General features: G+C 68.4%; 20 protein-coding genes and 1 tRNA gene. 17 read left to right on the top strand and 4 right to left on the bottom strand.

All coding sequences use genetic code 11. The features are described from left to right. Positions 1-26 precede the first annotated feature (26 nt). The 4 genes from ACTIFV_RS15040 (at position 27) to ACTIFV_RS15025 (ending at position 4123) form a co-directional block, all read left to right on the top strand. Complete coding sequence (locus ACTIFV_RS15040) at positions 27-707, top strand: response regulator transcription factor (RefSeq protein ID WP_439593601.1); 681 nt, start codon at positions 27-29, stop codon at positions 705-707. Next, positions 704-2056 (top strand): sensor histidine kinase, encoded by a 1353-nt coding sequence (locus tag ACTIFV_RS15035; protein ID WP_439593600.1) that lies wholly within the window; start codon positions 704-706, stop codon positions 2054-2056. Before ACTIFV_RS15040 ends, ACTIFV_RS15035 begins: the two co-directional genes overlap by 4 nt. A gap of 353 nt (positions 2057-2409) precedes the next feature. Further along, complete coding sequence (locus tag ACTIFV_RS15030; protein ID WP_439593599.1) at positions 2410-3018, top strand: hypothetical protein; 609 nt, start codon at positions 2410-2412, stop codon at positions 3016-3018. Further along, positions 2996-4123, top strand: a complete 1128-nt coding sequence (locus ACTIFV_RS15025) for a tyrosine-type recombinase/integrase (protein WP_439593598.1) — start codon at positions 2996-2998, stop codon at positions 4121-4123. The genes ACTIFV_RS15030 and ACTIFV_RS15025 overlap by 23 nt, the downstream gene beginning before the upstream one ends. On the opposite strand, the gene ACTIFV_RS15020 is transcribed toward ACTIFV_RS15025, so the two are convergent. Then, entirely contained in the window at positions 4120-4608 is a 489-nt protein-coding gene (locus ACTIFV_RS15020) for a YajQ family cyclic di-GMP-binding protein (RefSeq protein ID WP_308869183.1), read from the bottom strand. The two genes, ACTIFV_RS15025 and ACTIFV_RS15020, sit on opposite strands and share 4 nt — an antisense overlap. Positions 4609-4869: 261 nt before the next feature. On the opposite strand from ACTIFV_RS15020, the gene ACTIFV_RS15015 reads away from it, so the two are divergent. The 9 genes from ACTIFV_RS15015 to ACTIFV_RS14975 all read left to right on the top strand — a co-directional run bounded on the left by ACTIFV_RS15015 (position 4870) and on the right by ACTIFV_RS14975 (position 14295). Beyond that, the gene (locus ACTIFV_RS15015) at positions 4870-6123 is read left to right on the top strand and encodes a sugar ABC transporter substrate-binding protein (RefSeq protein ID WP_439593597.1); all 1254 of its coding nucleotides are present in this window, start codon (positions 4870-4872) and stop codon (positions 6121-6123) included. Positions 6124-6215: 92 nt separating this feature from the next. Further along, positions 6216-7808, top strand: coding sequence for an ABC transporter permease subunit (locus ACTIFV_RS15010; RefSeq protein WP_439593596.1), 1593 nt, complete (start codon positions 6216-6218; stop codon positions 7806-7808). Continuing rightward, positions 7808-8788, top strand: a complete 981-nt coding sequence (locus tag ACTIFV_RS15005; protein ID WP_439593595.1) for a sugar ABC transporter permease — start codon at positions 7808-7810, stop codon at positions 8786-8788. The genes ACTIFV_RS15010 and ACTIFV_RS15005 overlap by 1 nt, the downstream gene beginning before the upstream one ends. A gap of 135 nt (positions 8789-8923) precedes the next feature. After that, a complete protein-coding gene (locus tag ACTIFV_RS15000; protein WP_439593594.1) occupies positions 8924-10894 on the top strand; it encodes a glycoside hydrolase family 13 protein in 1971 nt (656 codons plus the stop codon). Continuing rightward, entirely contained in the window at positions 10891-11679 is a 789-nt protein-coding gene (locus ACTIFV_RS14995) for a hypothetical protein (RefSeq protein WP_439593593.1), read from the top strand. The genes ACTIFV_RS15000 and ACTIFV_RS14995 overlap by 4 nt, the downstream gene beginning before the upstream one ends. Before the next feature lie 59 nt (positions 11680-11738). Next, positions 11739-12644 (top strand): bile acid:sodium symporter family protein, encoded by a 906-nt coding sequence (locus ACTIFV_RS14990; protein ID WP_439593592.1) that lies wholly within the window; start codon positions 11739-11741, stop codon positions 12642-12644. A 72-nt stretch (positions 12645-12716) separates the two neighbouring features. Beyond that, complete coding sequence (locus ACTIFV_RS14985; RefSeq protein WP_439593591.1) at positions 12717-13217, top strand: FBP domain-containing protein; 501 nt, start codon at positions 12717-12719, stop codon at positions 13215-13217. After that, positions 13214-14125 carry a PfkB family carbohydrate kinase gene (locus tag ACTIFV_RS14980; protein ID WP_439593590.1) on the top strand — a complete coding sequence of 304 codons (912 nt, stop codon included), beginning with the start codon at positions 13214-13216 and terminating at the stop codon, positions 14123-14125. The genes ACTIFV_RS14985 and ACTIFV_RS14980 overlap by 4 nt, the downstream gene beginning before the upstream one ends. An 88-nt stretch (positions 14126-14213) precedes the next feature. After that, positions 14214-14295: transfer RNA gene (locus ACTIFV_RS14975), tRNA-Tyr, on the top strand. A 62-nt stretch (positions 14296-14357) separates the two neighbouring features. On the opposite strand, the gene ACTIFV_RS14970 is transcribed toward ACTIFV_RS14975, so the two are convergent. Next, positions 14358-14906, bottom strand: coding sequence for a small multidrug efflux protein (locus ACTIFV_RS14970; protein ID WP_439593589.1), 549 nt, complete (start codon positions 14904-14906; stop codon positions 14358-14360). A 65-nt stretch (positions 14907-14971) separates the two neighbouring features. Further along, complete coding sequence (locus ACTIFV_RS14965; RefSeq protein WP_439593588.1) at positions 14972-15673, bottom strand: GOLPH3/VPS74 family protein; 702 nt, start codon at positions 15671-15673, stop codon at positions 14972-14974. A 68-nt stretch (positions 15674-15741) separates the two neighbouring features. Between ACTIFV_RS14965 and ACTIFV_RS14960 the strand changes: the two genes are divergently transcribed. The 3 genes from ACTIFV_RS14960 to ACTIFV_RS14950 are packed head-to-tail and all read left to right on the top strand — an operon-like array spanning position 15742 to position 17917. Continuing rightward, entirely contained in the window at positions 15742-16383 is a 642-nt protein-coding gene (locus ACTIFV_RS14960) for a TetR/AcrR family transcriptional regulator (protein WP_439593618.1), read from the top strand. Positions 16384-16392: 9 nt separating this feature from the next. Further along, a complete protein-coding gene (locus ACTIFV_RS14955; RefSeq protein ID WP_439593587.1) occupies positions 16393-16950 on the top strand; it encodes a YbaK/EbsC family protein in 558 nt (185 codons plus the stop codon). 34 nt (positions 16951-16984) lie between these two features. Next, positions 16985-17917 carry a hypothetical protein gene (locus tag ACTIFV_RS14950; RefSeq protein ID WP_439593586.1) on the top strand — a complete coding sequence of 311 codons (933 nt, stop codon included), beginning with the start codon at positions 16985-16987 and terminating at the stop codon, positions 17915-17917. Positions 17918-17965: 48 nt separating this feature from the next. Here the strand turns inward: ACTIFV_RS14950 and ACTIFV_RS14945 are convergent, their stop codons facing one another. Further along, positions 17966-19561, bottom strand: coding sequence for a phytoene desaturase family protein (locus ACTIFV_RS14945; protein WP_439593585.1), 1596 nt, complete (start codon positions 19559-19561; stop codon positions 17966-17968). Positions 19562-19615: 54 nt separating this feature from the next. Between ACTIFV_RS14945 and ACTIFV_RS14940 the strand changes: the two genes are divergently transcribed. Continuing rightward, positions 19616-20410, top strand: coding sequence for an inositol monophosphatase family protein (locus ACTIFV_RS14940; RefSeq protein ID WP_439593584.1), 795 nt, complete (start codon positions 19616-19618; stop codon positions 20408-20410). The last annotated feature ends 244 nt before the right edge of the window (positions 20411-20654 follow it).

Raw genomic sequence — 20654 nt, 5'->3', positions numbered from 1 at the left:
CGCCCCACAAGAGAAAGGTCGACCACGTGGCCCTGCGCATCCTGACCGTCGAGGACGAGCCGGAGATGGCGGATCTGATCGCTCGCGGACTCCGAGGCGAGGGCTACGTGGTCGACGTCGTGACGAACGGCGTCGACGCGATCTCGCTGGCGACCGACGGCAGCTACGACATCGCGATTCTCGACGTCATGCTGCCCGGCATGTCCGGCTTCGAGATCTGCCGTTGGCTGCGGCGCCAGCACGAAGGGCTAGCCATACTGATGCTCACCGCGCGCGATGCCGTCGATGACCGCGTCAGAGGATTGGATGCGGGCGCGGACGACTACCTCGTGAAACCGTTCGAGTTCGCCGAACTCGCGGCCCGGCTCCGCGCCCTGCGGCGTCGCGACGTGATCGGCACCGCACGGATCGACGTCGGCGGGCTCAGCATCGACATGCTTCGACACGAGATCTCGGCGGCCGGCAAAGAGCTCCGCGTGAGCCGCACCGAGTTCGACCTTCTTCGCCTCCTCGCGTCCAACGTCGGACGCGCCCTGCCTCGCACCGAGATCCTCGACAGCGTTTGGGGCTCCGCGAGCTACGTCGACCCGAACATCGTCGATCAGTACATCAGCTACGTCCGGCGCAAACTCGACGCCGCGAACGCCCCCGTGCGCATCGCGACCACCCGTGGGGTCGGGTTTGAGCTCATCCCCGACGAGACGTGAACGGTTCCCGGCTCACGATCCGCGCGCGGATCACAGGCGGCAGTCTGCTTATAGCCGTCCTCATCTCCATTGTTGCGGGCATCATCATCTACGGTCAGGTTGGCCGCATCGTTCGACAGGGCAGCATCAGCGTGCTCGAGAGCGCAGCGAGCCCCTATGTCGCCGCAATCGAGGCTGGTGACACGCAGGAGTGGGACCCGCCGGGCCCCGGACAGTTCGTCGCCGTCATCGCCCCCACTGGTGCCGTTGTGCTCGACACACTTCCCGCCGACCTCGACGCGGAAGCCCTCGCGACGACCACCGACGGAGCGTCGGTGGTCGCGGCGCATCTGGTCCAGACCACGACTGTCGACGCAGAGGGCGGAGCGTGGGGAGTTGTTACGGCGGTCGCCGACGACCGGCAGGTTCTCAACGAAGTCGCGTTCCTGCTCATCGCGAGCATCGCAGGGATCAACCTCGCGTTCGGCGCCGCCTCGTGGCTGATCAGCACGGCCGCTCTCCGCCCCGTCAGCCGGCTCCGACGCAGTGCCGCGGAGATCGCCTCGGCGCCCGGTCGCGAGCTGCTTCCGGTCGGCCCCGCCCAGGACGAGATCTCCGACCTCGCGCAGACCCTGAACCAGCTGATCGCCGAACTTCGGGCATCGGCGGATCGAGAGCGGCAGATCGTCTCCGATGCGAGCCACGAGCTACGAACGCCGTTGGCCATCCTTCAGACCCGACTCGAGCTTGCACTGCGGCAGGCCGACACCCTCGAAAAGATGCGCGGCGATGTGGACGCCGCGCGCAAGACCGTTGCGCGACTGTCCGCGCTCGCTAACTCGCTGCTCGAGCTGTCGAGGATCGATGCTCAGGCGGAGCCGGGACGCGCGACGGTGGGCGAGTTGGCCGCCGAGCTGGGCGACGCGGTGGACCGCGGTCGCCAGCGCGTGAGTGGACGGAACATCCGCATCGACTACGTCGACGACACCACGTCGCGCGACGATCAGGTGGCGGTCGGTGACGCCGACTTCGGGCGTGTCTGCGACAACCTGATCGGCAACTCCCTCGCCGCCATCGACACGACGGGCGCTATCGAACTGCGACTCTCCCGCGATACCGCCCGCCTCCACCTCACCGTCACCGACGACGGAGGGGGCATGGCTGAAGAATACGTCCCGCACGCATTCGATCGGTTCTCGCGCGAGAACGAATCCCGGACGACCGGTGGCGCCGGACTCGGCCTGTCGATCGTCGCCGCCGTCGTCGACGTCTCAGGCGGGACCGTCGGACTCGTGAACGACCCCGGGGCGGGTCTCCGTGTCGAGATCACCTTCCCTCTCGTGGCGTCCTCAAGCGAGCGGCGACGCTAGCAGGGGTCGAGAGCCGTCCGCCAGTGCGTTCGGCGCCGGCAAGGCTCACGACACCGGTCGGGGACGCGGGGACGGTCAGGTCACGCGTCTGAGAAAGCATCCGAGATGAATCTCTCCACATCGGACTCACGCCAACATCGCCGCCCGGCAATCATGGCCGACTGCGGCGCTGTGCCGCAGTGCACCATCCACCGCAACTGTGCTGGCGTGCGGCGAAGGCGTTCTGCAACCTCTTCGATGAACAGAATCTTGTCCACTTGACTCACCCCCATTCCTAGTTGGACTTGACTGAATAACTCAGTAGACCACGAGAACTAGTCGTGTGCAATAGCCTTTCGTAGTACGCTCGCGACATGACAAGTGATGTGGAAATTGGGCGCAACGTCGCGCGTGTTCGCGGGTTGGTCAGTCAGAAGGATCTCGCCGACGAGATGCGTAGACGCGGTTTTCGCTGGTCGCAGGCCACCGTCTGGGCGGTCGAGAAGGGAGAGCGTCCCCTGCGACTGGCAGAGGCGGAAGCGCTCGGCAAGATCATGGACATCCACCACACCGTCCTCCTCTATTCCAGCGAGGGGATTGACCTGGTGTACGAGTTCCGCGACTTCGGTGACCTGATGGATGAGATTCAGGAGCTTGCGTACCTCTCGTTCGAGAGGCAGCGCAGGCTGGCGGCACTCGTCGATCGCCATCCGGCCGACTGGGAAGAGGATGAGGACTCCGAGGCGGTGCTTGCGCGCAATGCAGTCGATGCTGCGATCGAAGGAATCGTCCGCGCAGAAGCTCACTATCGCGGCCTGGTGTCCGGCAGCAACTTCCCCGAGACGGCCGACGAACGCGCGTCCGCCGGCAAGTTCTCTCACGCCTTCATGAGTGGAATCGCCGATCGCCTCGAAGCCGAGCGCGCGCGGCTTCGCAAGCCCCAGTCCAGTGAGAAGTCCGATGGCGTCGATCAAACAACGTGACGACGGCGTCTGGCGGGCGCGCTATCGAGACGACGCCGGCAAGGAGCACGCCCGGCATTTCAAGCTGAAGCGGGACGCGCAACGCTGGCTCGATGAGGTCGCGACGTCCGTCGTCACGGGGCAGTACGTGGACCCGAACGCCGGCAAGATCACGTGGGACGAATGGAACCAGCGATGGTTCGACGGCCAGACGTGGGTCTCCGGCACCATCCAGGCGGCGACCACCGCGGTGGAGAGCGTACCCTGGCGGTCGCGACCGCTCAGCTCGGTCCAGCCGTCCGACGTGCAGCGGTGGGTCGCCGCGGAGCACAAACGAGGGCTCGCGGCGTCGACGATCAAGACGCGACTCACCTACGTCGGGATGTCCTTTCGAGCCGCGGTCGACGATCGGCGCATCGTCAAGAGCCCGACAATCGGGATCAAGGCTCCACGTGCGCGTCGAGCCGATGCGACGATGCGTATCCTCAGCGCTGAAGAGGTCGCCTCGGTTCTCGCGGTCGCCGGCTACTTCCGGCCGTTCATCGAGGCCTGCATCTTCGCAGGGCTTCGCCTGGGGGAGGCCGCGGGTCTACAGCTCCGCGATGTGAACTTTCTCGGTCGCACTCTCACTGTGGCCCGGCAGGTGCAGGGTGCGACCCTCAAGACCGCCCGACTCGCGCCGCCGAAGTACCAGTCCGAACGCTCCATCTTTGTACCCGCCGAGTTCCTCGCGCCGTTATCCGCGCACATCGCCGCTCAGCAGATCACGGCGCAGGACGAGCACCTCTTCGTCACCGAGCTCGGCCGAATCTACAACCGCAACAGCGCGGGCGAAGCGTGGCGTCGTGTCCGCGAGTCAGCCGGTCTTCCCGACCACGTCACGCTGCACGCCCTCCGACATACCTACGCGTCGAACCTCATCGCGCAGGGATGCGACGTCGTCACGGTGCAACGTGCGCTGGGGCACTCCACTCCGTCGATCACGCTCAACGTCTACAGCCACCTGTGGCCGTCCGCGGAGGACAGGACCCGGGGCGCGACAGCGGCCTTCATGACCGAAGTCGCGGATTTTGCGGACTCTGTGCGGACTGAAACCGGAAAACCCCAGGTCAGAGGCTCGCGCTAGCGGTAGTTGACGAACTGCAGGTCGACGTCGAGGTCGGACGCCTTGAGCAGCCGCTGCACCTCTTGCAGGTCGTCCCGGCTCTTGGACTGCACGCGCAGCTCGTCGCCCTGGATCTGCGACTTCACGCCCTTGGGGCCCTCGTCGCGGATGATCTTCGAGATCTTCTTGGCGTTCTCGGAGGAGATGCCGTCCTTGATCGTCGAGACGATGCGGTACTCCTTGCCGCTCGCGAAGGGCTCACCCGACTCGAGGCTCTTCAGCGAGATGCCGCGCTTGATGAGCTTCGACTGGAACACGTCGAGCACCGCCTTCGCGCGCTCTTCGGTGCTCGCCTTGATGAGGACCGACTCGCCGCTCCACTCGACCGAGGCGCCCGTGCCCTTGAAGTCGTAGCGCTGCTCGATCTCTTTGCGGGCCTGGTTGAGCGCGTTCTCGGCCTCTTGGTGGTCGACCTTGCTGACGATGTCGAAGGAGGAATCTGCCATGCGCGGCAGTCTAGTCGCGCGGCAGCACGGACGGGCAGGGTTGCAAGCGCTTGCACATGGGCGGTGGATGAGGCATCCATCCCTCCTCCCGATGTCACGAACTTGTATCGATGGGTGCACTCGATACTTGCGCTCGGGCGCGATCGTGGTAACAATGTAAGCGCTTGCAGGTTTCTTGCGAGCGGAAGAACGGCCTTCCAGGGTGGATCTCACCCGCGGGGGCCGGACCACCCCCAAACAGCACTTGAGAGAGGCACACCGATGAAGGTGACCAAGAAGGGCGCGCTCGCAATCGGCGCATTCCTCGCCGGCGGCATGCTCGTGCTCTCCGGCTGCGCAAGCGGCAGCGGAGACAACGGCGACAGCGGCGACAGCGGCGACACGACCCCGATCACGATCTGGGTCGACATCGAGCGCAAGCCCGCGATCGAGCCCGTGGCGAAGTCGTTCACGGAAGAGACCGGCGTCGAGGTCAAGATCGTCACGAAGGACTTCGCGACCGTCGACCAGGACTTCATCTCGCAGGTTCCGACCGGCAAGGGCCCCGACATCATCGTCAGCCCCCACGACAAGCTGGGCGCGTACGTCGCGGCCGGTGTCGTGGCGCCGCTCGAGCTCGGTGACGTCGCCAGCGGCTTCGCCGAGTCGGCCATCCAGGCCATGACGTACGACGGCAAGGTCTACGGCGTGCCGTACTCGATCGAGAACGTCGCGCTCGTGCGCAACGCCGACCTCGTTCCCGACGCGAAGGCCACCTACGACGAGGTCCTCGCCGCGGGCCAGGCCGCCGGCACCGAGTACCCCTTCCTCGTGGGCCTCTCGCCCGAGCAGGGCGACCCGTACCACCTCTTCCCGCTGCAGAGCTCGTTCGGCTCGTACGTCTTCGCGCAGAACGCCGACGGCTCGTACGACTCGAGCAACCTCGTGATCGGTGACGAGTCCGGCCAGGCCTTCGCCGCGTGGCTCGCGACGCAGGGCGCCGCCGGCACCGGTGCGATCAACGCCAACATCGACGGAGACCGCGCACGCGAGTTCTTCCTCGCGGGCAAGTCGCCGTACTACCTCACCGGTCCGTGGAACGTCCCCGCGATCGCCGAGGCAGGCATCAACTACGCGATCGACCCGCTGCCCAGCGCGGGCGGCCAGGAGGCCAAGCCCTTCATCGGCGTCAACGGCTTCTTCCTCTCGAGCAAGTCGACCAACGCGCTCGCGGCGACGAACTTCATCGTCAACTACCTCTCGACCGACGAGGCGCAGCTCGCGCTCTACGAGGTCGGCGGTCGTCCGCCGGCACTCACGTCGGCCTACGAGACGGCCGCGGCCGACAACCCCGACGTCAAGGCGTTCGGTGAGATCGGTCAGACCGGTATGCCGATGCCGGCCATCCCGCAGATGGGCGCGGTCTGGTCGGACTGGGGCAACGCCGAGCTTCAGATCATCAAGGGCGAGGGTGGAGACCCGGCCACGATCTGGACCACGATGGCAGACAACATCCAGACCAAGATCAACGGCTGATCTCAGCCTGAGACGCAGATGGGTGGGGCTATTCGCAGCCCCACCCATCTGTCTAATCTGAACCCAGACCCTGCGATGGAGGAGAGTCCTCGATGACCGATGTGAAGCAGGATGCTGCGCCCCGCAAGACCGGTGCGGCATTGGGCGATCCGTTCAATCGGAACGGCCGCCGACTCACGTCAGGCGGGATCACCGCACTGATCTTCAAGGTGGTCCTGCTCGGCATCATCGATGCCGTCACGATCTTCGCCGTCTACATCCTCATCGGCACGGGGGACTGGATCGCCGCGGTGATCCTCACGCTCGTGGTCATCGGGGTCAACTACATCTACCTGCGTCCGGGGCTCCTCCCGGGCAAGTATCTCGCGCCCGGGCTCACGTTCCTGGCGGTGTTCCAGGTCTTCGTCATCATCTACACGGGCTTCATCGCCTTCACCAACGCCGGCGACGCGCACAACAGCACGAAGCAGGATGCGATCGAGCAGATCATCCGCACGTCGCAGGACCGCGTCCCCGACTCTCCCGAGTACACCGTCCAGGTGCTCAAGCAGGGCGACCAGTTCGGCCTGCTCGTCGCCGAGCCGGGCGGCACCCTCGCCTTCGGCACGAACGAGCAGCCTCTCGAGGACGTCGACGGCGCTCCCGGCGGCTGGAACGAGCTCAACCTCAACCAGATCATCCGCTTCCAGGACGAGGTCCTCGCGCTCAACGTGCAGGTGTCCGACGACATCAACGACGGCACGCTGCGCACCTCCGACGGTCAGAAGGCGTACGTCTACGTCTCGAGTCTCGAATACGACGAGGCTGCGGACACTTTCACCAACACCGAGACCGGCACCGTCTACGTCGACGACGGGCGCGGCGACTTCCGCGCCGAGGACGGCACGACGCTCACGCCGGGTTGGCGTGTCGTCATCGGCTGGGACAACTTCGCGTACGCGTTCACGAACGATCAGATCCGCGACCCGCTCCTGCGCGTCACGATCTGGACATTCGTCTTCGCGATCGGGTCGACGTTCCTCTGCTTCGCGCTCGGGCTCTTCCTCGCGATCGTGCTGAACCACCCGACGCTGCGCGGCAAGAAGTACTACCGGATCCTGATCATCCTGCCGTACGCGTTCCCGGCGTACCTGACGGGTCTCGTGTGGGCCGGCATGCTCAATCAGCAGTTCGGCTTCATCAACGAGGTCCTGCTGGGCGGCGCGGATATACCCTGGCTCGCCGATCCCTGGCTGGCGAGGATCAGCGTGCTCCTCGTCAACATGTGGCTCGGCTACGGGTACATGTTCCTCGTCTGCACGGGCGCCCTGCAGTCCCTCCCGGAAGACATCGTCGAGGCCGGCAAGATGGACGGCGCCGGCGCCTGGCGGATCTTCCGCTCGGTCAAACTGCCGCTGCTGTTCGTCGCCGTCGCGCCGCTCCTGATCGCGACGTTCGCCTACAACTTCAACAACTTCGGCGTCATCTACATGCTCACCAAGGGCGCGCCGCGGTTCACCGACACGACCCTCGACATCGGCGCGACCGACATCATGATCACGATGGTCTACAAGGTGGCCTTCGGCAGCGGCGGCGGACGCGACCTCGGTCTCGCCTCGGCGCTGTCGATCCTCATCTTCATCATCGTGACGGTGGTCGCGATCGTGAGCTTCCGACAGACCAAGGCACTGGAGGATCTGAACTGATGAGCAACAGCAACCTCAACGCCCGCGCGGTCGAGGAGTTCGACCGGATCGAGACGATGGGCGCCGGCGGCATCGGCGAGGCCTTCGGGGGCAAGTCCCCGCGACGGACGTCGACCGATCGCAAGCGCACCTTCCGGCAGTGGTTCGTCGACACGGGATGGCGTCACGTCATCGCGATCGTGGCGATCGTCTTCGCGCTGTTCCCCCTCATGTACATCATCTCGGCGTCGTTCAACCCGGTCGGCACGCTGACCGGCTCGAACCAGCTCTTCTCGGCCTTCTCGCTGCGCAACTACGAGCGCCTGTTCACCGACCCTGCCGTGCCCTACGGCACGTGGTACGTCAACTCGCTCTTCATCGCGATCATCACGAGCGTCGCGACGGTCCTGCTGTGCGCGCTCGGCGCGTATGCGTTCTCGCGCATGCGCTTCAAGGGCCGCCGCTTCGGACTCGTCACACTCCTCGTGCTGCAGATGTTCCCGCAGCTACTGGCGATCACCGCGATCTTCCTGCTCATGATCCAGATCGGCGACGTCTTCCCGGCGATCGGCCTCGGCACGCACGCTGGCCTCATCATGATCTACCTCGGCGGCGCGCTGGGTGTGAACACGTTCCTCATGTACGGCTTCTTCAACACCGTGCCCACGGCGATCGACGAAGCGGCCAAGATCGACGGAGCCGGCCACGCCCGGGTGTTCTTCACGATCATGCTTCCGCTGGTGCGCCCGATCCTCATCGTGGTAGGGCTCCTCACCTTCATCGGCATCATCGGCGAGTTCGCGATCGCGAGCGTCATCCTGACCGACCCGGCCACCCAGACGGTCGCGATCGGACTGTTCCAGCTCGTGTCCGGCTTCCAGTCGCAGAACTGGGGCGTCTTCTCCGCGGGCGCGATCCTCGCCGCCCTGCCCGTGATGGTGTTCTTCCTCTTCTCGCAGCGCTACATCGCCGGTGGCCTGGTCTCGGGCAGCGTCAAGTAGACGGGATGCCGCGGGCTGCGGCATCCTGAATCCCACAACAGAACAACAACTCAAGGGCTCTGTCATGGCGCTCGCCGTGCAACCACGTCGCTTCTTGGCGCGGACACGTTCTGCGCGCTGTCGAAAGGCTCGACCATGACACCCCCTGTTCCCCATCACGACGGCTCGTCGCTATACGTCGCCAATCAGGAGCCCGCTCTCGGCTCTGCCGTGCACGTGCGTCTGCGCGTGCCGAAGGGCTATGGCCCGCTCGCCGCTGTCCGCACGCGGTCGAACCCCGACCACGAGCCCGAGTGGACCGACGCCGTCCGCATCGGCTCGGCCGGCGGCTGGGACTGGTGGGAGGCGCCCGTCACGGTCCGCAACCCACGGCACGGCTATCGATGGATGCTGCAGCTTGTCGACGGCACCGTGGAGTGGCTCAATCAGACCGGCCTGCACCGCATCGAGACGCTGGATGCCGAGGACTTCGCACTCGTCGCGTACCCCGCGCCGCCGGCATGGCTGCACGAAGCCGTTCTGTACCAGGTGTTCCCCGATCGCTTCGCGCGGTCGGCGGCGGCGGATGACCGCCCGACTCCGGACTGGGCGATCCCGGCGCAGTGGAGCGATCCGGTCGATCCCGTGATGCCGGCGCGGTCGCAGCAGTTCTACGGCGGCGACCTCGACGGCGTGATCGAGCATCTCGACCATCTCGTCGAGCTCGGGGTGAACCTGCTCTACCTCACGCCGGTGTTCCCCGCGGCATCCAACCACCGGTACGACGCGGCGAGCTTCGACACCGTGGACCCGCTGCTCGGCGGCGACGAGGCGTACGTCCGGCTCATCGAGGCGGCGCATGCCCGCGGCATCCGCGTCATCGGCGACCTCACGAGCAACCACTCGGGAGACACGCATGAGTGGTTCCAGGCGGCGTTCCACAACCCGGGGGCGCCCGAGGAGGACTTCTACTACTTCACCGACGCCGACAACGAGGAGTACGTCTCGTGGCTGGGGTATGCGAGCCTGCCGAAGTTCGACTGGTCGTCGCCGGAGCTGCGTGAGCGGTTCATCGAGGGCGAGGACTCCGTCGTCGCGAAGTGGCTCAAGCCGCCGTTCTCGGCCGACGGCTGGCGCATCGATGTCGCGAACATGACGGGCCGCCTCGGCGAGGTCGACCTGAACGCCGAGGTCCGTCAACTGCTGCGCGAGACGATGCTGCGCCTGAATCCCGACGCGATCCTGCTCGGCGAGTCGACCAACGACGCGGCCAGCGATCTGCAGGGCGACGGCTGGCACGGCGCCATGACGTATCCGTCGTTCACGCGGCCCCTGTGGGGATGGCTCAGCGAGCCGACCGGCACGCCGTACATCGAGGCGGACGGCTCGGAGCAGTCGCAGCCATGGTTCTTCGGCCAGCCGATCGGCGGCATTCCGCGCTACACGGCGGCGCAGTTCGTCGAGGCCGTCACGCGGTTCACGGCGGGCATCCCGTGGCGCGTGCGCCTCGGGAACATGCAGCCGCTCGACACGCACGACACCGGACGCTTCGCCACGAATGCGGCGCCCGGGACCATCCCCATCGCGGTGGGGCTGTCGATGACCCTGCCCGGTCTGCCGGTCGTGTTCGCGGGCGATGAGTTCGGTCTGACCGGTGCCGACGGCGAGCTCAGCCGCACTCCGATCCCATGGGATGCTCGGGATGCGGCCGCCGACCGCATCGCGCTGTACCGCGACCTGATCGGCCTGCGCCGCGCCCACCCCGCGCTCGGCACGGGCGGCCTGCGCTGGCTGCACGTCGACGACGAGGCCGTCGTGTTCGTGCGCGAATCGGCGGAGGAGTCGCTGCTCGTCCTCGCGACGCGCGGCGACGCGGACGTCGCGCTCGCGCCGGGACTCGTCGCGGTCGAGGCCGAGTCGCTCTTCGGCGATGCGACCCTCGCGGCAGCGGCCGACGGCGGACTGCTGCTCGCCGCGAAGGGTCCGGCGTTCGCCGTCTGGGCGCTGCCGGGAGTGTCCACGCCGGCGACGCACATCACCCTCCCCGCTCCCGAGGAGCCGCGCGGTCTCGTCGACGCCGACGCCACCACCCCCGCACAGGAGGTCGCGGGAGACGCGGCATCGTGACTCCGCACGATCGGTTCGACGAACTGTCGGCCGGGCTCGCCGCCGGCGTCGAGGGGCACGAGGGTCTGGTGGGTCTCGTGCTGCTGGGGTCGGCATCGGACGACGCGGTGTCGCGGCGAGACGAGTGGTCGGACCACGACTTCTTCGCGGTGATCGCCGACGGGCGGGGCGACGAGATCCGCCCGGATCTGTCGTGGCTGCCGGACCGGGACCGCATCGTCCTCGAGGCGCGAGAGGGCGAGATCGGCTTCGTCGCGATGTACGACGACGGTCACGTGATGGAGTTCGCCCTCTCGGAGGCGCGCGAGCTGTCGGGGGCCCTCGCGGGCGACGCGACGGTGCTGGTGGATGACGGCGCTCGGACGACGGCGCGGCTTATCGCGGCCGCGCGAGGTCGTGCCGCCGCGGCGGACGGGTTCGACCCTGCCAACGACGCCCGGCTCGTGCTCGTGAAGCTGCTGATCGGCGTCGGACGGGCGAGGCGCGGGGAGGCGCTCGTCGCAGGATCGTTCGTGCGGCAGTGGGCTGTGCAGCACCTCGTGCGCGCGTTGCGCGGGCGCTTTCCGGAGCGCTCGACACGACACCGCGACGCGATCGACCCCCTGCGCCGATTCGAGCTCGACTTCCCGCGGGAGTCCGCGCAGATCGCCGACGCGGTCGCGCGTCCTGTAGAGGACGCCGCGCTCGCGCTGTTCACGCTCACGAGGAGCTTGCTCGAGCCGCAGTGGCCCGAGTTCCCGACGTGTGCCGCGGACACCGTCGCGCGCCGGCTGCACTGGGCCTGAGCCGCGCACTTGTGGACATGCGCTGACACGGGGTGCCCGCTTCGGGCACACTGAGTCCCATGTCAGCGTTGACCACCATCGGACTTCCCGTCGCCCTGGGCATCATCATGTTCGGCCTGGGCCTCAGCCTCACCCTCGGTGACTTCGCCCGGGTGCTCAAGCAGCCCAAGGCGGTGATCATCGCCCTGCTGTGCCAGCTCATCCTGCTCCCTGCGATCTGCTTCGGTCTGGTGATCGCGTTCCAGCTGCCTCCCGTGCTCGCCGTCGGCATGATGATGCTCGCCGCCTCGCCCGGCGGCACGACCGCCAATCTCTACAGCCACCTGTTCCGGGGCGACATCGCGCTGAACATCTCGCTCACGGCGGTAAACTCCGTCATCGCGGTGATCACGCTGCCGCTCATCACCAACTTCGCGATCTGGTACTTCGAGCCGTTCGACGACCAGCTCGGCATGCAGTGGGCCAAGGCCGCCGAGGTGTTCGCGATCGTGCTGCTGCCGGTCGCGCTCGGCATGGTCGTGCGCCGGTTCTGGCCGAGGTTCGCCGCCGCGATGGACAAGCCGGTGCGCATCGCGTCGGTCGTCATCCTCGTCGTCGTGATCGCGGGGGCCGTGGCATCCAACTGGGCGCTCCTCGTGGACAACTTCGCCCGCCTGTCGATCATCACGATCGTGTTCTGCCTCATCAGCCTCGCCGTCGGCTACGTCGTGCCGCGCTGGCTCAAGGTCGGCAAGCGCCAGGCGATCGCGACATCGTTCGAGATCGGCATCCACAATGCGACCCTCGCCATCGTGATCGCGCAGACGGTGCTCGGCTCGGTCGAGCTCTCGCTGCCGGCGGCGGTCTACGGCGTGCTGATGTTCTTCATCGCCTTCGGCTTCGGATTCCTCATCCGTGAGCGCAAGGGGACGGATGCCGCGGGCGACGTCGCCCGCGAGGACGAAGCGGAGCCCGCCTCCGCCTGAACGATCGGATGGCTCGGGGTGGCGCAGGCATCCGGCGTTCGTAGACTGGGGACGCGACACCGAGGAGGTGGCATGCGTCCTTTGACCGAAGACGACATCCGCGCCGCGCTGGCCAACGCCACGCCCGACGAGCTGCGGGTGCTCTCGGTGCCCGTCGAGCTCGTGCTCGCCGACTGGGACCACCTGGATTTCTGGGCGGTGCGTGATCCCCGCACGCGCGGGCGCGGCTACATCGTCGTCGAGCTCGACGGCGAGCCGCGCGGGATCGTGGTGCGATCGTCCGAGGGCTCCTCCCTCGCGCGATCGGCCATGTGCAATCTGTGTCACACGATGCAGCCGGCCGACCAGGTCGCGCTGTTCACGGCGCGCAAGGCCGGTGACGCGGGCGAGCACGGTGACAGCGTGGGCACGTACATCTGCGCCGACCTCTCGTGCCATGAGAACGTGCGGCTCGCCGCGCCCCTCGCGCCGAGCGAGATCCGCGCGAGTGTCGACAGGCGCATCGACGGCACGCGCACGCGCGTCGAGTCGTTCGTCGCCCGCGTGCTCGACACCGCGGGGTCACGCCGATGACCGGCCGCGCCGTCGTCATCGGCGACGCGCTCATCGACGAGCTGCGCGACACGGGCGGTGTACGCGAGTTCGTCGGCGGCGCCGCGCTCAACGTGGCCGTCGGACTCTCACGGCTCGGGGTTCCCGCGACGCTCATCGCGATGGTCGGCGATGACGAGGCGGGCAGCCGCATCCGCTCGTATCTCGACGACTTCGGTGTCGAGCTGATCGCGACGGTCGGCCCCCACGGATCCTCGCGAGCCGTGTCGACGCGCGGAGCGTCGGGTGAGCCGACCTACGAGTTCAACGAGGCCGCATGGAACCGCGCGGTCGACTTCGGCGAGGCGGAGCGCGCGGCGATGGCGGATGCCGCGATCGTCGTCGTGAGCTGCTTCCCGTTCGACGACCAGGCGCAGACGGCCGCCCTCGCCGATGCGGCCGGCGGGTCGCGCCTCGCGATCGACCCGAACCCGCGCACCGGCATGCTCCACGACCGCGAGCGATTCGTCTCGGGGTTCGAGAGCGTCGTGCCGGGCGCGGCGCTCGTGAAGGTCGGCGAGGACGATGCGGCGCTGCTCTACGGCGAACCGCTCGACGCACTGCGCGCGACCCTGATCGACCTCGGTGCTCGGGCGGTGCTGGCGACCTACGGAGCGAACGGGGCCGCGATCGAGGCGGGGTCGGATGTCGTGACCGCCCCGATCTCGGACCTCCCCGGTCGCATCGTCGACACGATGGGCGGCGGCGACGCGGCCTTCGCCGCGACGATCGCCGCGCTGCTCGAGACGACACCGACGTCGCGCGAGGGGTGGTCTGCCGTGCTCGGGACGGCGATGGATGCCGCAGCCGCCACCTGCCGTTTCGAAGGCGCTCTGCTGCGTCTTCCTTCGGCCCTCGAGGGACTCGACGTCGACGCGATCGGCACCTGACCACGCTGGTTTCTCGTGCCTCGCATCACCAGGTAGGATTGTTGATCGCGCCTCTGGTCGACTGCACAAGCCGGACAGGTGCGCACCTGGCGAGTTACCCAAGCGGCCAAAGGGATCTGACTGTAAATCAGCCGTCTTCGACTTCGGGGGTTCGAATCCCTCACTCGCCACCGAACGAATGAAGGCCTCCGCGCAGCGGAGGCCTTCATTCGTTCATGGATGTGGCGGGGATTCAGCCGGCGACGAGCGCGAGCACCCCGGCGGCGACAGCTGTCGTGGCTCCCGTCCAGAGCACGATCGCAACCGCCTGCCACAGAAGGATCCAGGCTTTCGAGACCCCCGTCGCGACGAGCATCGCCGACGTGAACTGCGTGGGCAGGGCGAGCGGGCCCAGGATGCTCGCGCCGGGGACGCCGAATCGCACGAGGAATCGACGGAACCGCTGACGTCCCTTCGATTCGGGTTTGACGACTTCGGCACCCGCCGCCGGGGCGGAAGCTGTGGTTCCGTCCGCGTTCACCAGCTCCCGCTGCCGGGCCCGGCGGTCGACGATCGCCGAGCGGATGCGGGCGCCGAAACCGACCACGACGAAGACCGACATGAAGTTGCCGGCGACGGCGGCGAGGAAGGCGACGAACGGGTTGAGGCCGGCCCACACGCCGAGCACGGATGCGAGCTCGCCTTCGACGAACGGGATGGCCGCCGCGAGCGCGACGATGAGAGGCTGCACGAGTGCGGGGACCTGGGACATCAGGTCCTGCAGGAACTCGACGATGTTCATGGTGAGTCCGTTTCCGGGCGCGGCGACGCAGCGCCCATGTAGAGGGAGTGGGGAGGCGGTGAGGGTCAGCGCGGAGCGATCACGCTCGCGGCGACGAGGGAGTTGACGACGATCGCGGCCATCGTGCGGGCGACGGCCTCTGCGGCACCGTCTGCGCCGACATCTCCGCGCTCGAACGCTCGGGCACGCTCGGCGACGGGTCCGGTCCAGGGGATCTCGCGCCACAGGCTGGGGAGCGATCCGCTCGCGGACAGGAGTGCGACCAGGGCAGCCGTTCGCGAATCGGGCTCGGCGCCGTCGACGAGGGCCGCTCGGGCATTCGCGACCAGGGCTTCTCGACGGCCCGTGACACCGAGGCGAAGTCGTTCGGTGGGAAGGATGCCGAGCACTCGCCCCCGCGTGCGTGCGAGGTCGCCCCGAGCCACGAGCCGATCCAGCACGGGGCCGCGAAGCTGTGGGCCGACGGCGGCGAGCACGGTCTGCACCCGACGGGGCTTGTCCACGACGTACTGCCAGCCGGTCCGGAGCAGTTCGTCATCGGGCGCGGCGTCGCTCCGGGCGAGGACCAGCGGCCCTCCGAGGCCGTCGCCCTCGGTTCGCACGAGGCCCTCGAGGGCCAGGTCGCTCAAGAGCGCGCCGGCGAGCACGTAGAACAGCGTGCCCTCGCCGGCGATCGTGCCCGAGTGGGGGTCGAAGAGGAGGAGCATGAGGTCGTCCGTGATTCCGTGACGGGTCGCGATCGCCCTCTCCGGAGTCGAGTCGTTCATCGGTGCAGGCCCTTCTGAGGAGTGGTGAGCTGAAACTAGCACACTGTACTAGTACGCTGTGCTAGCGGATAGTATTCCCGAAGCAGGAGAGGAGGCGGATCATCAGCACGCGAGAGAAGATCGTCGATGCCGCGGTCGGGATTCTGCGCGAGGGTGCCTCTGAGAGTCCGAGTGTGCGCAACGTCGCCGCGCGTGCCGGCGTGGGGGCGAGCACCCTCCGTCACTACTTCCCCACGCAGCGCGCGCTGTTCGACGCCGCTCTCACCCGGCTGTACGCCGAAGCCATGCCCGACGAGCGCATCCGCGACACGACGGTGCCGCCGCGGGAGCGGCTCGTGGAGTGCCTCATCGGACTGCTCGAGCCCTTCAGCACAGAGACGCAGGCGCGTCGCACGTGGCAGGTGCTCTATGAGACCTTCCTCGCGCCCGAAGCTTCCGACGCGGCTCGGCAGGGCTACCTCGTGATCGCCCGCCAGGCAGCGCACCGCATCGAGTCATGGCTCGCGATCCTCGAGGCCGAGGGCGCCCTGCCGCCCGGCGACATGCGCACGCGTCTCCACCTGCTCATGGTCGTGATCGACGGACTCTCGCTCGACCGCGCGTTCCCCGAACTCCTGCCCCGCGCGGAGGTCGAGGCATCCACGCTCCGTCTCGCCGTCGACGCCGTGTTCGGTCACGCGGCGCCCGGCGACGAAGCGGCCGCCGGGTAGCGTGAGCGCATGAACTGGACCGGCTCGGGAAGGCTCGCGCCTCGACCCGTGCTCGAGCACCTCGACCTCGTCGCGGCGCCCGTCGCCGCCGCGCTCGAACGCCTCGACCCCGCAGTCGCCGCGACGATCGGCGTCGCCGAGATCGACGCCGAGGTGGCCGATACGGCGGCGTTCTGCGAGCGGTACGGGATCGCGATGGATGCCAGTGCCAACTGCGTCGTCGTGAAGGGCAAGCGCGGGGGAGACATCCGCTTCGCCGCCTGCATGGTTCTCGCGACCACTCGGGCAGACGTCAACGGCGTCGTCCGGCGCATCATCGACGTGCGATCGGCATCCTTCGCGCCGATGGACGAGGCCGTCGAGCTCACCGGCATGGAGTACGGCGGGATCACGCCCATCGGCCTGCCGTCGGGGTGGCCGATCCTCGTCGATGCGCGAGTGGCCGCGGCATCCATCGTCGTCATCGGCGGGGGAGTGCGCTCGAGCAAGCTGTTCCTGCCGGGCGCCGCGCTGCTGGCTCTCGCCGGATCCGAACTCGTGGAGCAACTGGGCCGCGTGCCAGGATGATCACGAGGCACGACCGTCAGAGACGAGGACGACCATGACCGCACCCGCGCCCTATCCGCAGCAGCCCGAGCGCCCGACGTCGCTGATCCGCGCCGCGATCTGGGTCGCGATCGGCGCTCTCATTGCTGCCGCGATCGTATGCGTCGTGTGGATCTTCGTCGGTGCGAGCAACGGCATCATCGGCAAGGCATTCCTGTCGATCCTGCTGCTCGTCGCGTTCTCGGGCGCGGCGATCCTCGACGCGCATCTCGCGCCGCGCCGACCGTCGTGGTTCGCGCTGTCGAGCATGGCCGGCTGGGTGCTGCTGCTGCTCATCGGCGCGGTGATGATCTGGATGCCGGAGCGCTCGTACTTCAGCGGGTTCGGCCGCTTCATCCAGTTCCTGCTGATCGTGCTGATCGTGCAGCTCGTTCTCCTGCACGTGCGTCTGTTCACCAAGGCCGCGCAGCGCTACGTGACACCGTTCACCCAGGTCGTGACGATCATCACGATCGCGCTCGTCGTCGTGCTCGCCGCGCTCCTGATCGTCCCGCTCGCCGGGTGGGAGTACCTCGACCTGCCCGAGCTGTACTGGCGCTTCGTCGTGGCCGTCGCCATCCTCGCCGCGGTGGGCACCATGCTCATCCCGCTCGTGAACGTCCTGTTCGCGCCGAGGGCGTCGCGCGCGGGGATCGTTCCCGCATCGGCGCAGGTCGCACCCGGCCAGCCGCTCCCGTGGCCGACCTTCGTGGACGGGGTCACTCCGCTTCCCGTCATGCCCGACGGCTCGCCCGACTGGGGCGCGTACTACACGGGGTATCCCTCGCCCGGTGCCGTCGTCGTCGGCTACGCGCCCTTGCACGAGCCGTCCGCGCCGGTCTCGGGCCCTCCTTCTCCGGTCGCGGCTCCCGCGCACGCGGCAGGAGGCCGCTCGGGATACGAGGGCTTCCCGCCTCCGCCGCCGCTTCCGACACAGCCCCCGCGATAGAGCGACACCCCGAGGCTAGACGGCGGTATCAGGGCGCGCCGAACGACGTCAGGCGTCCGCCGCCGCGAGGAGTTCGAGCGCGGCCATCGCGGCGTTGTGGCCGCCGAGTCCGCTGACCGCGCCACCGCGTCGTGCGCTCGATCCGCACAGCAGGATCGCGGGATGCTCCGTCGCGACGCCCCAGCGCTGGGCCGGGGTGTCGAGCGGCTCGTCGTCACCGGCCCACGGCCACGACAGCGACCCGTGGAAGATGTCGCCGCCGATCATGCCGAGCTCGCGCTCGAGGTCGGCGGTCGTCTTCGCCTCGATGCAGGGCGAACCGTCGGGCGCCCTGTAGATCACGTCGGCGATCGGCTCGGCGAGGACCGCGTCGAGGGATGCCTGCGCCGCCCGCAGCAGCTCGGCGCGGATCGCGTCGGGATCGGCGTCCGCGACGATGCGGTGCGGCACGTGCAGGCCGAACAGCGTGAGCGTCTGCGCCCCGGACGCCTGCAGCTCCGGCCCGAGGATGGACGGGTCGGTGAGCGAATGGCAGTAGATCTCGGCCGGGAGGGGATGCGGGATGCCTCCGCCGGCCGCGGTCTCGTATGCGGCATCCAGCTGCGTCATCGTCTCGTTGATGTGGAAGGTGCCCGCGAAGGCGGCCTCGGGGGCGACGTTCTCGTCGCGCAGCCGGGGAAGCCTCGTGAGCAGCATGTTCACTTTGACCTGGGCGCCCTCGGGTCGGTCGGCGGGGATGGATGCCGCGCCCCCCGCGTCCATCAGCCCGTCGAGCACGCGCCGCCCGACGCCGCTCAGCACGACCCGACCGCGGAGAATCTCGCCGCCCGCGAGTTCGACCTCGCCCCCGGGTGAGACCGCCACCACCGCTGCGCCGGTCCGCAGCTCGGCGCCGGCCTCGCGCGCGGCGCGCTCGAGCTCGGCCGTGACGCGACCCATGCCGCCGACCGGGACATCCCAGTCGCCGGTCCCGCCGCCGATGACGTGGTAGAGGAAGCAGCGGTTCTGACGCAGGCTGTCGTCGTCGGCGCTCGAGAACGTGCCGATGAGTCCGTCGGTCAGCGCGATGCCCCGGGCGATGTCGGTGTCGAGCGCGGCCCGCAGCATCCCTCCCAGGGGCTTCTCGAAGAGGTCGTCCCAGAGATCGTCGTCGCCGACCAGCCGGCGCACGTCCTCTCGACGTGCGAGCGGCTCGGTGACCGTCGGGAACAGCCGCTTCGCGACGGGCGCGATCCGCTCGTACAAGGCCCCGAACCGCGCGGCCTCGTCAGGGTCGCCTGTCGCGCGCAGGAACGAGGCCGCAGTGGCCTCGGCATCCCCCGTGTCGACGAGGATGCCACGCGACGGGTCACCCGGAAGAGGCGTGTACGAGGAGTAGCGGCGACGGAGCAGCTCGATCGACAGGCCGAGGTCGTCGATGATCCGCCGGGGGAGCAGGCTGACGAGATACGAGTACCGCGAGAGCCGGGCATCCACTCCCGCCCACGGGCGCTCCGACACGGCCGCGCCGCCGACATGGTCGAGACGCTCCATCACGGTGACGGAGCGGCCCGCGCGCGCGAGGTACGCGGCGGCGACGAGAGCGTTGTGCCCTCCGCCGACGATGACGACGTCATGGGTGTGCGCGCGGACTGCTTCGGCCATGCGTCCACGTTAACCCCCGCCCGCCGGCGGGCTCGCCGCCGATAGCGTGGGGGGATGACGGATGCGACCGAGCTCGAAGCCATCGCCATCGAGATCGCGCGGGAGGCGGGCGCTCTGGCACGCCGCCGCCGTGCGGAAGGCGTCGCGATCGCCGCGACGAAGTCGGCGATCGCCGACATCGTCACGGAAGCCGATCGCGAGGTCGAAGCGCTCATCCGCGCCCGCATCGCGGAGCGCCGGCCGGGCGACGGCTTCCTGGGCGAGGAGTCCGGCGCCGAGGAGGGCGCGACCGGCGTGACGTGGGTCGTCGACCCGATCGACGGCACGGTGAACTACGCCTACGGCATCCCCGCGTACGGCGTGAGCATCGCCGCCGTCACCGGTCCGCCGATCGTCGGGGAGTGGAACGCCGTGGCCGCAGCCGTGTACGCGCCGGCGACCGACGAGCTCTTCCATGCGGCGGTGGGGCATGGCGCGTGGCTCGGCGACGAGCGACTTCACGTGAACGACGAGCCCTCGGCCGCGGGCGCGCTGCTCGCGACGGGTTTCGGCTACGACCCCGCGACGCACGAGGGCGATCTGGCCCGGGTCGCCCGCGTGATGCCGATCGCGCGCGACGTCCGTCGCGCCGGCGCGGCATCCCTCGACCTCGCCTATGTCGCCGCGGGACGTCTCGACGGCTACTACGAGCGCGGACTCTCTCCGTGGGATCACGCCGCCGGTGCGCTGCTGGTCACCGAGGCCGGTGGGGTCTTCGGGCGCGCCGACGGATCGTCACCGCAACGTCCCCTGACGGTGGCCGCCGGTCGAGGGCTTTTCGACGAGCTCCTCGCCCTCGCCCTCGATTGATCGCGTGTCGATGGCGTCCGCACATGGCATTCTCAGGGGGCCTGGGTTAGTGTTTATCCGATCGTTACCTCCGTGGCCCGAACCTCGGAGGGATCTCGTACCCGTCCGACTGCCGCCCCTCCCCCCGGCCACGGCATGAACCCGAGAGCCTGCTTCCGTTTTGCTGCACGACAACCCCCTGGCTGATGCCGCGCCGACCCGGCGCTCCAGCCGACCCTCCACCACGCCTGTCCCGGCGTCCTCG

Source organism: Microbacterium sp., assembly GCF_051860965.1.
GTDB lineage: Bacteria > Actinomycetota > Actinomycetes > Actinomycetales > Microbacteriaceae > Microbacterium.
Note: the sequence above shows the minus strand (reverse complement) of the source record. Positions and strands in the feature narration are given on the sequence as shown.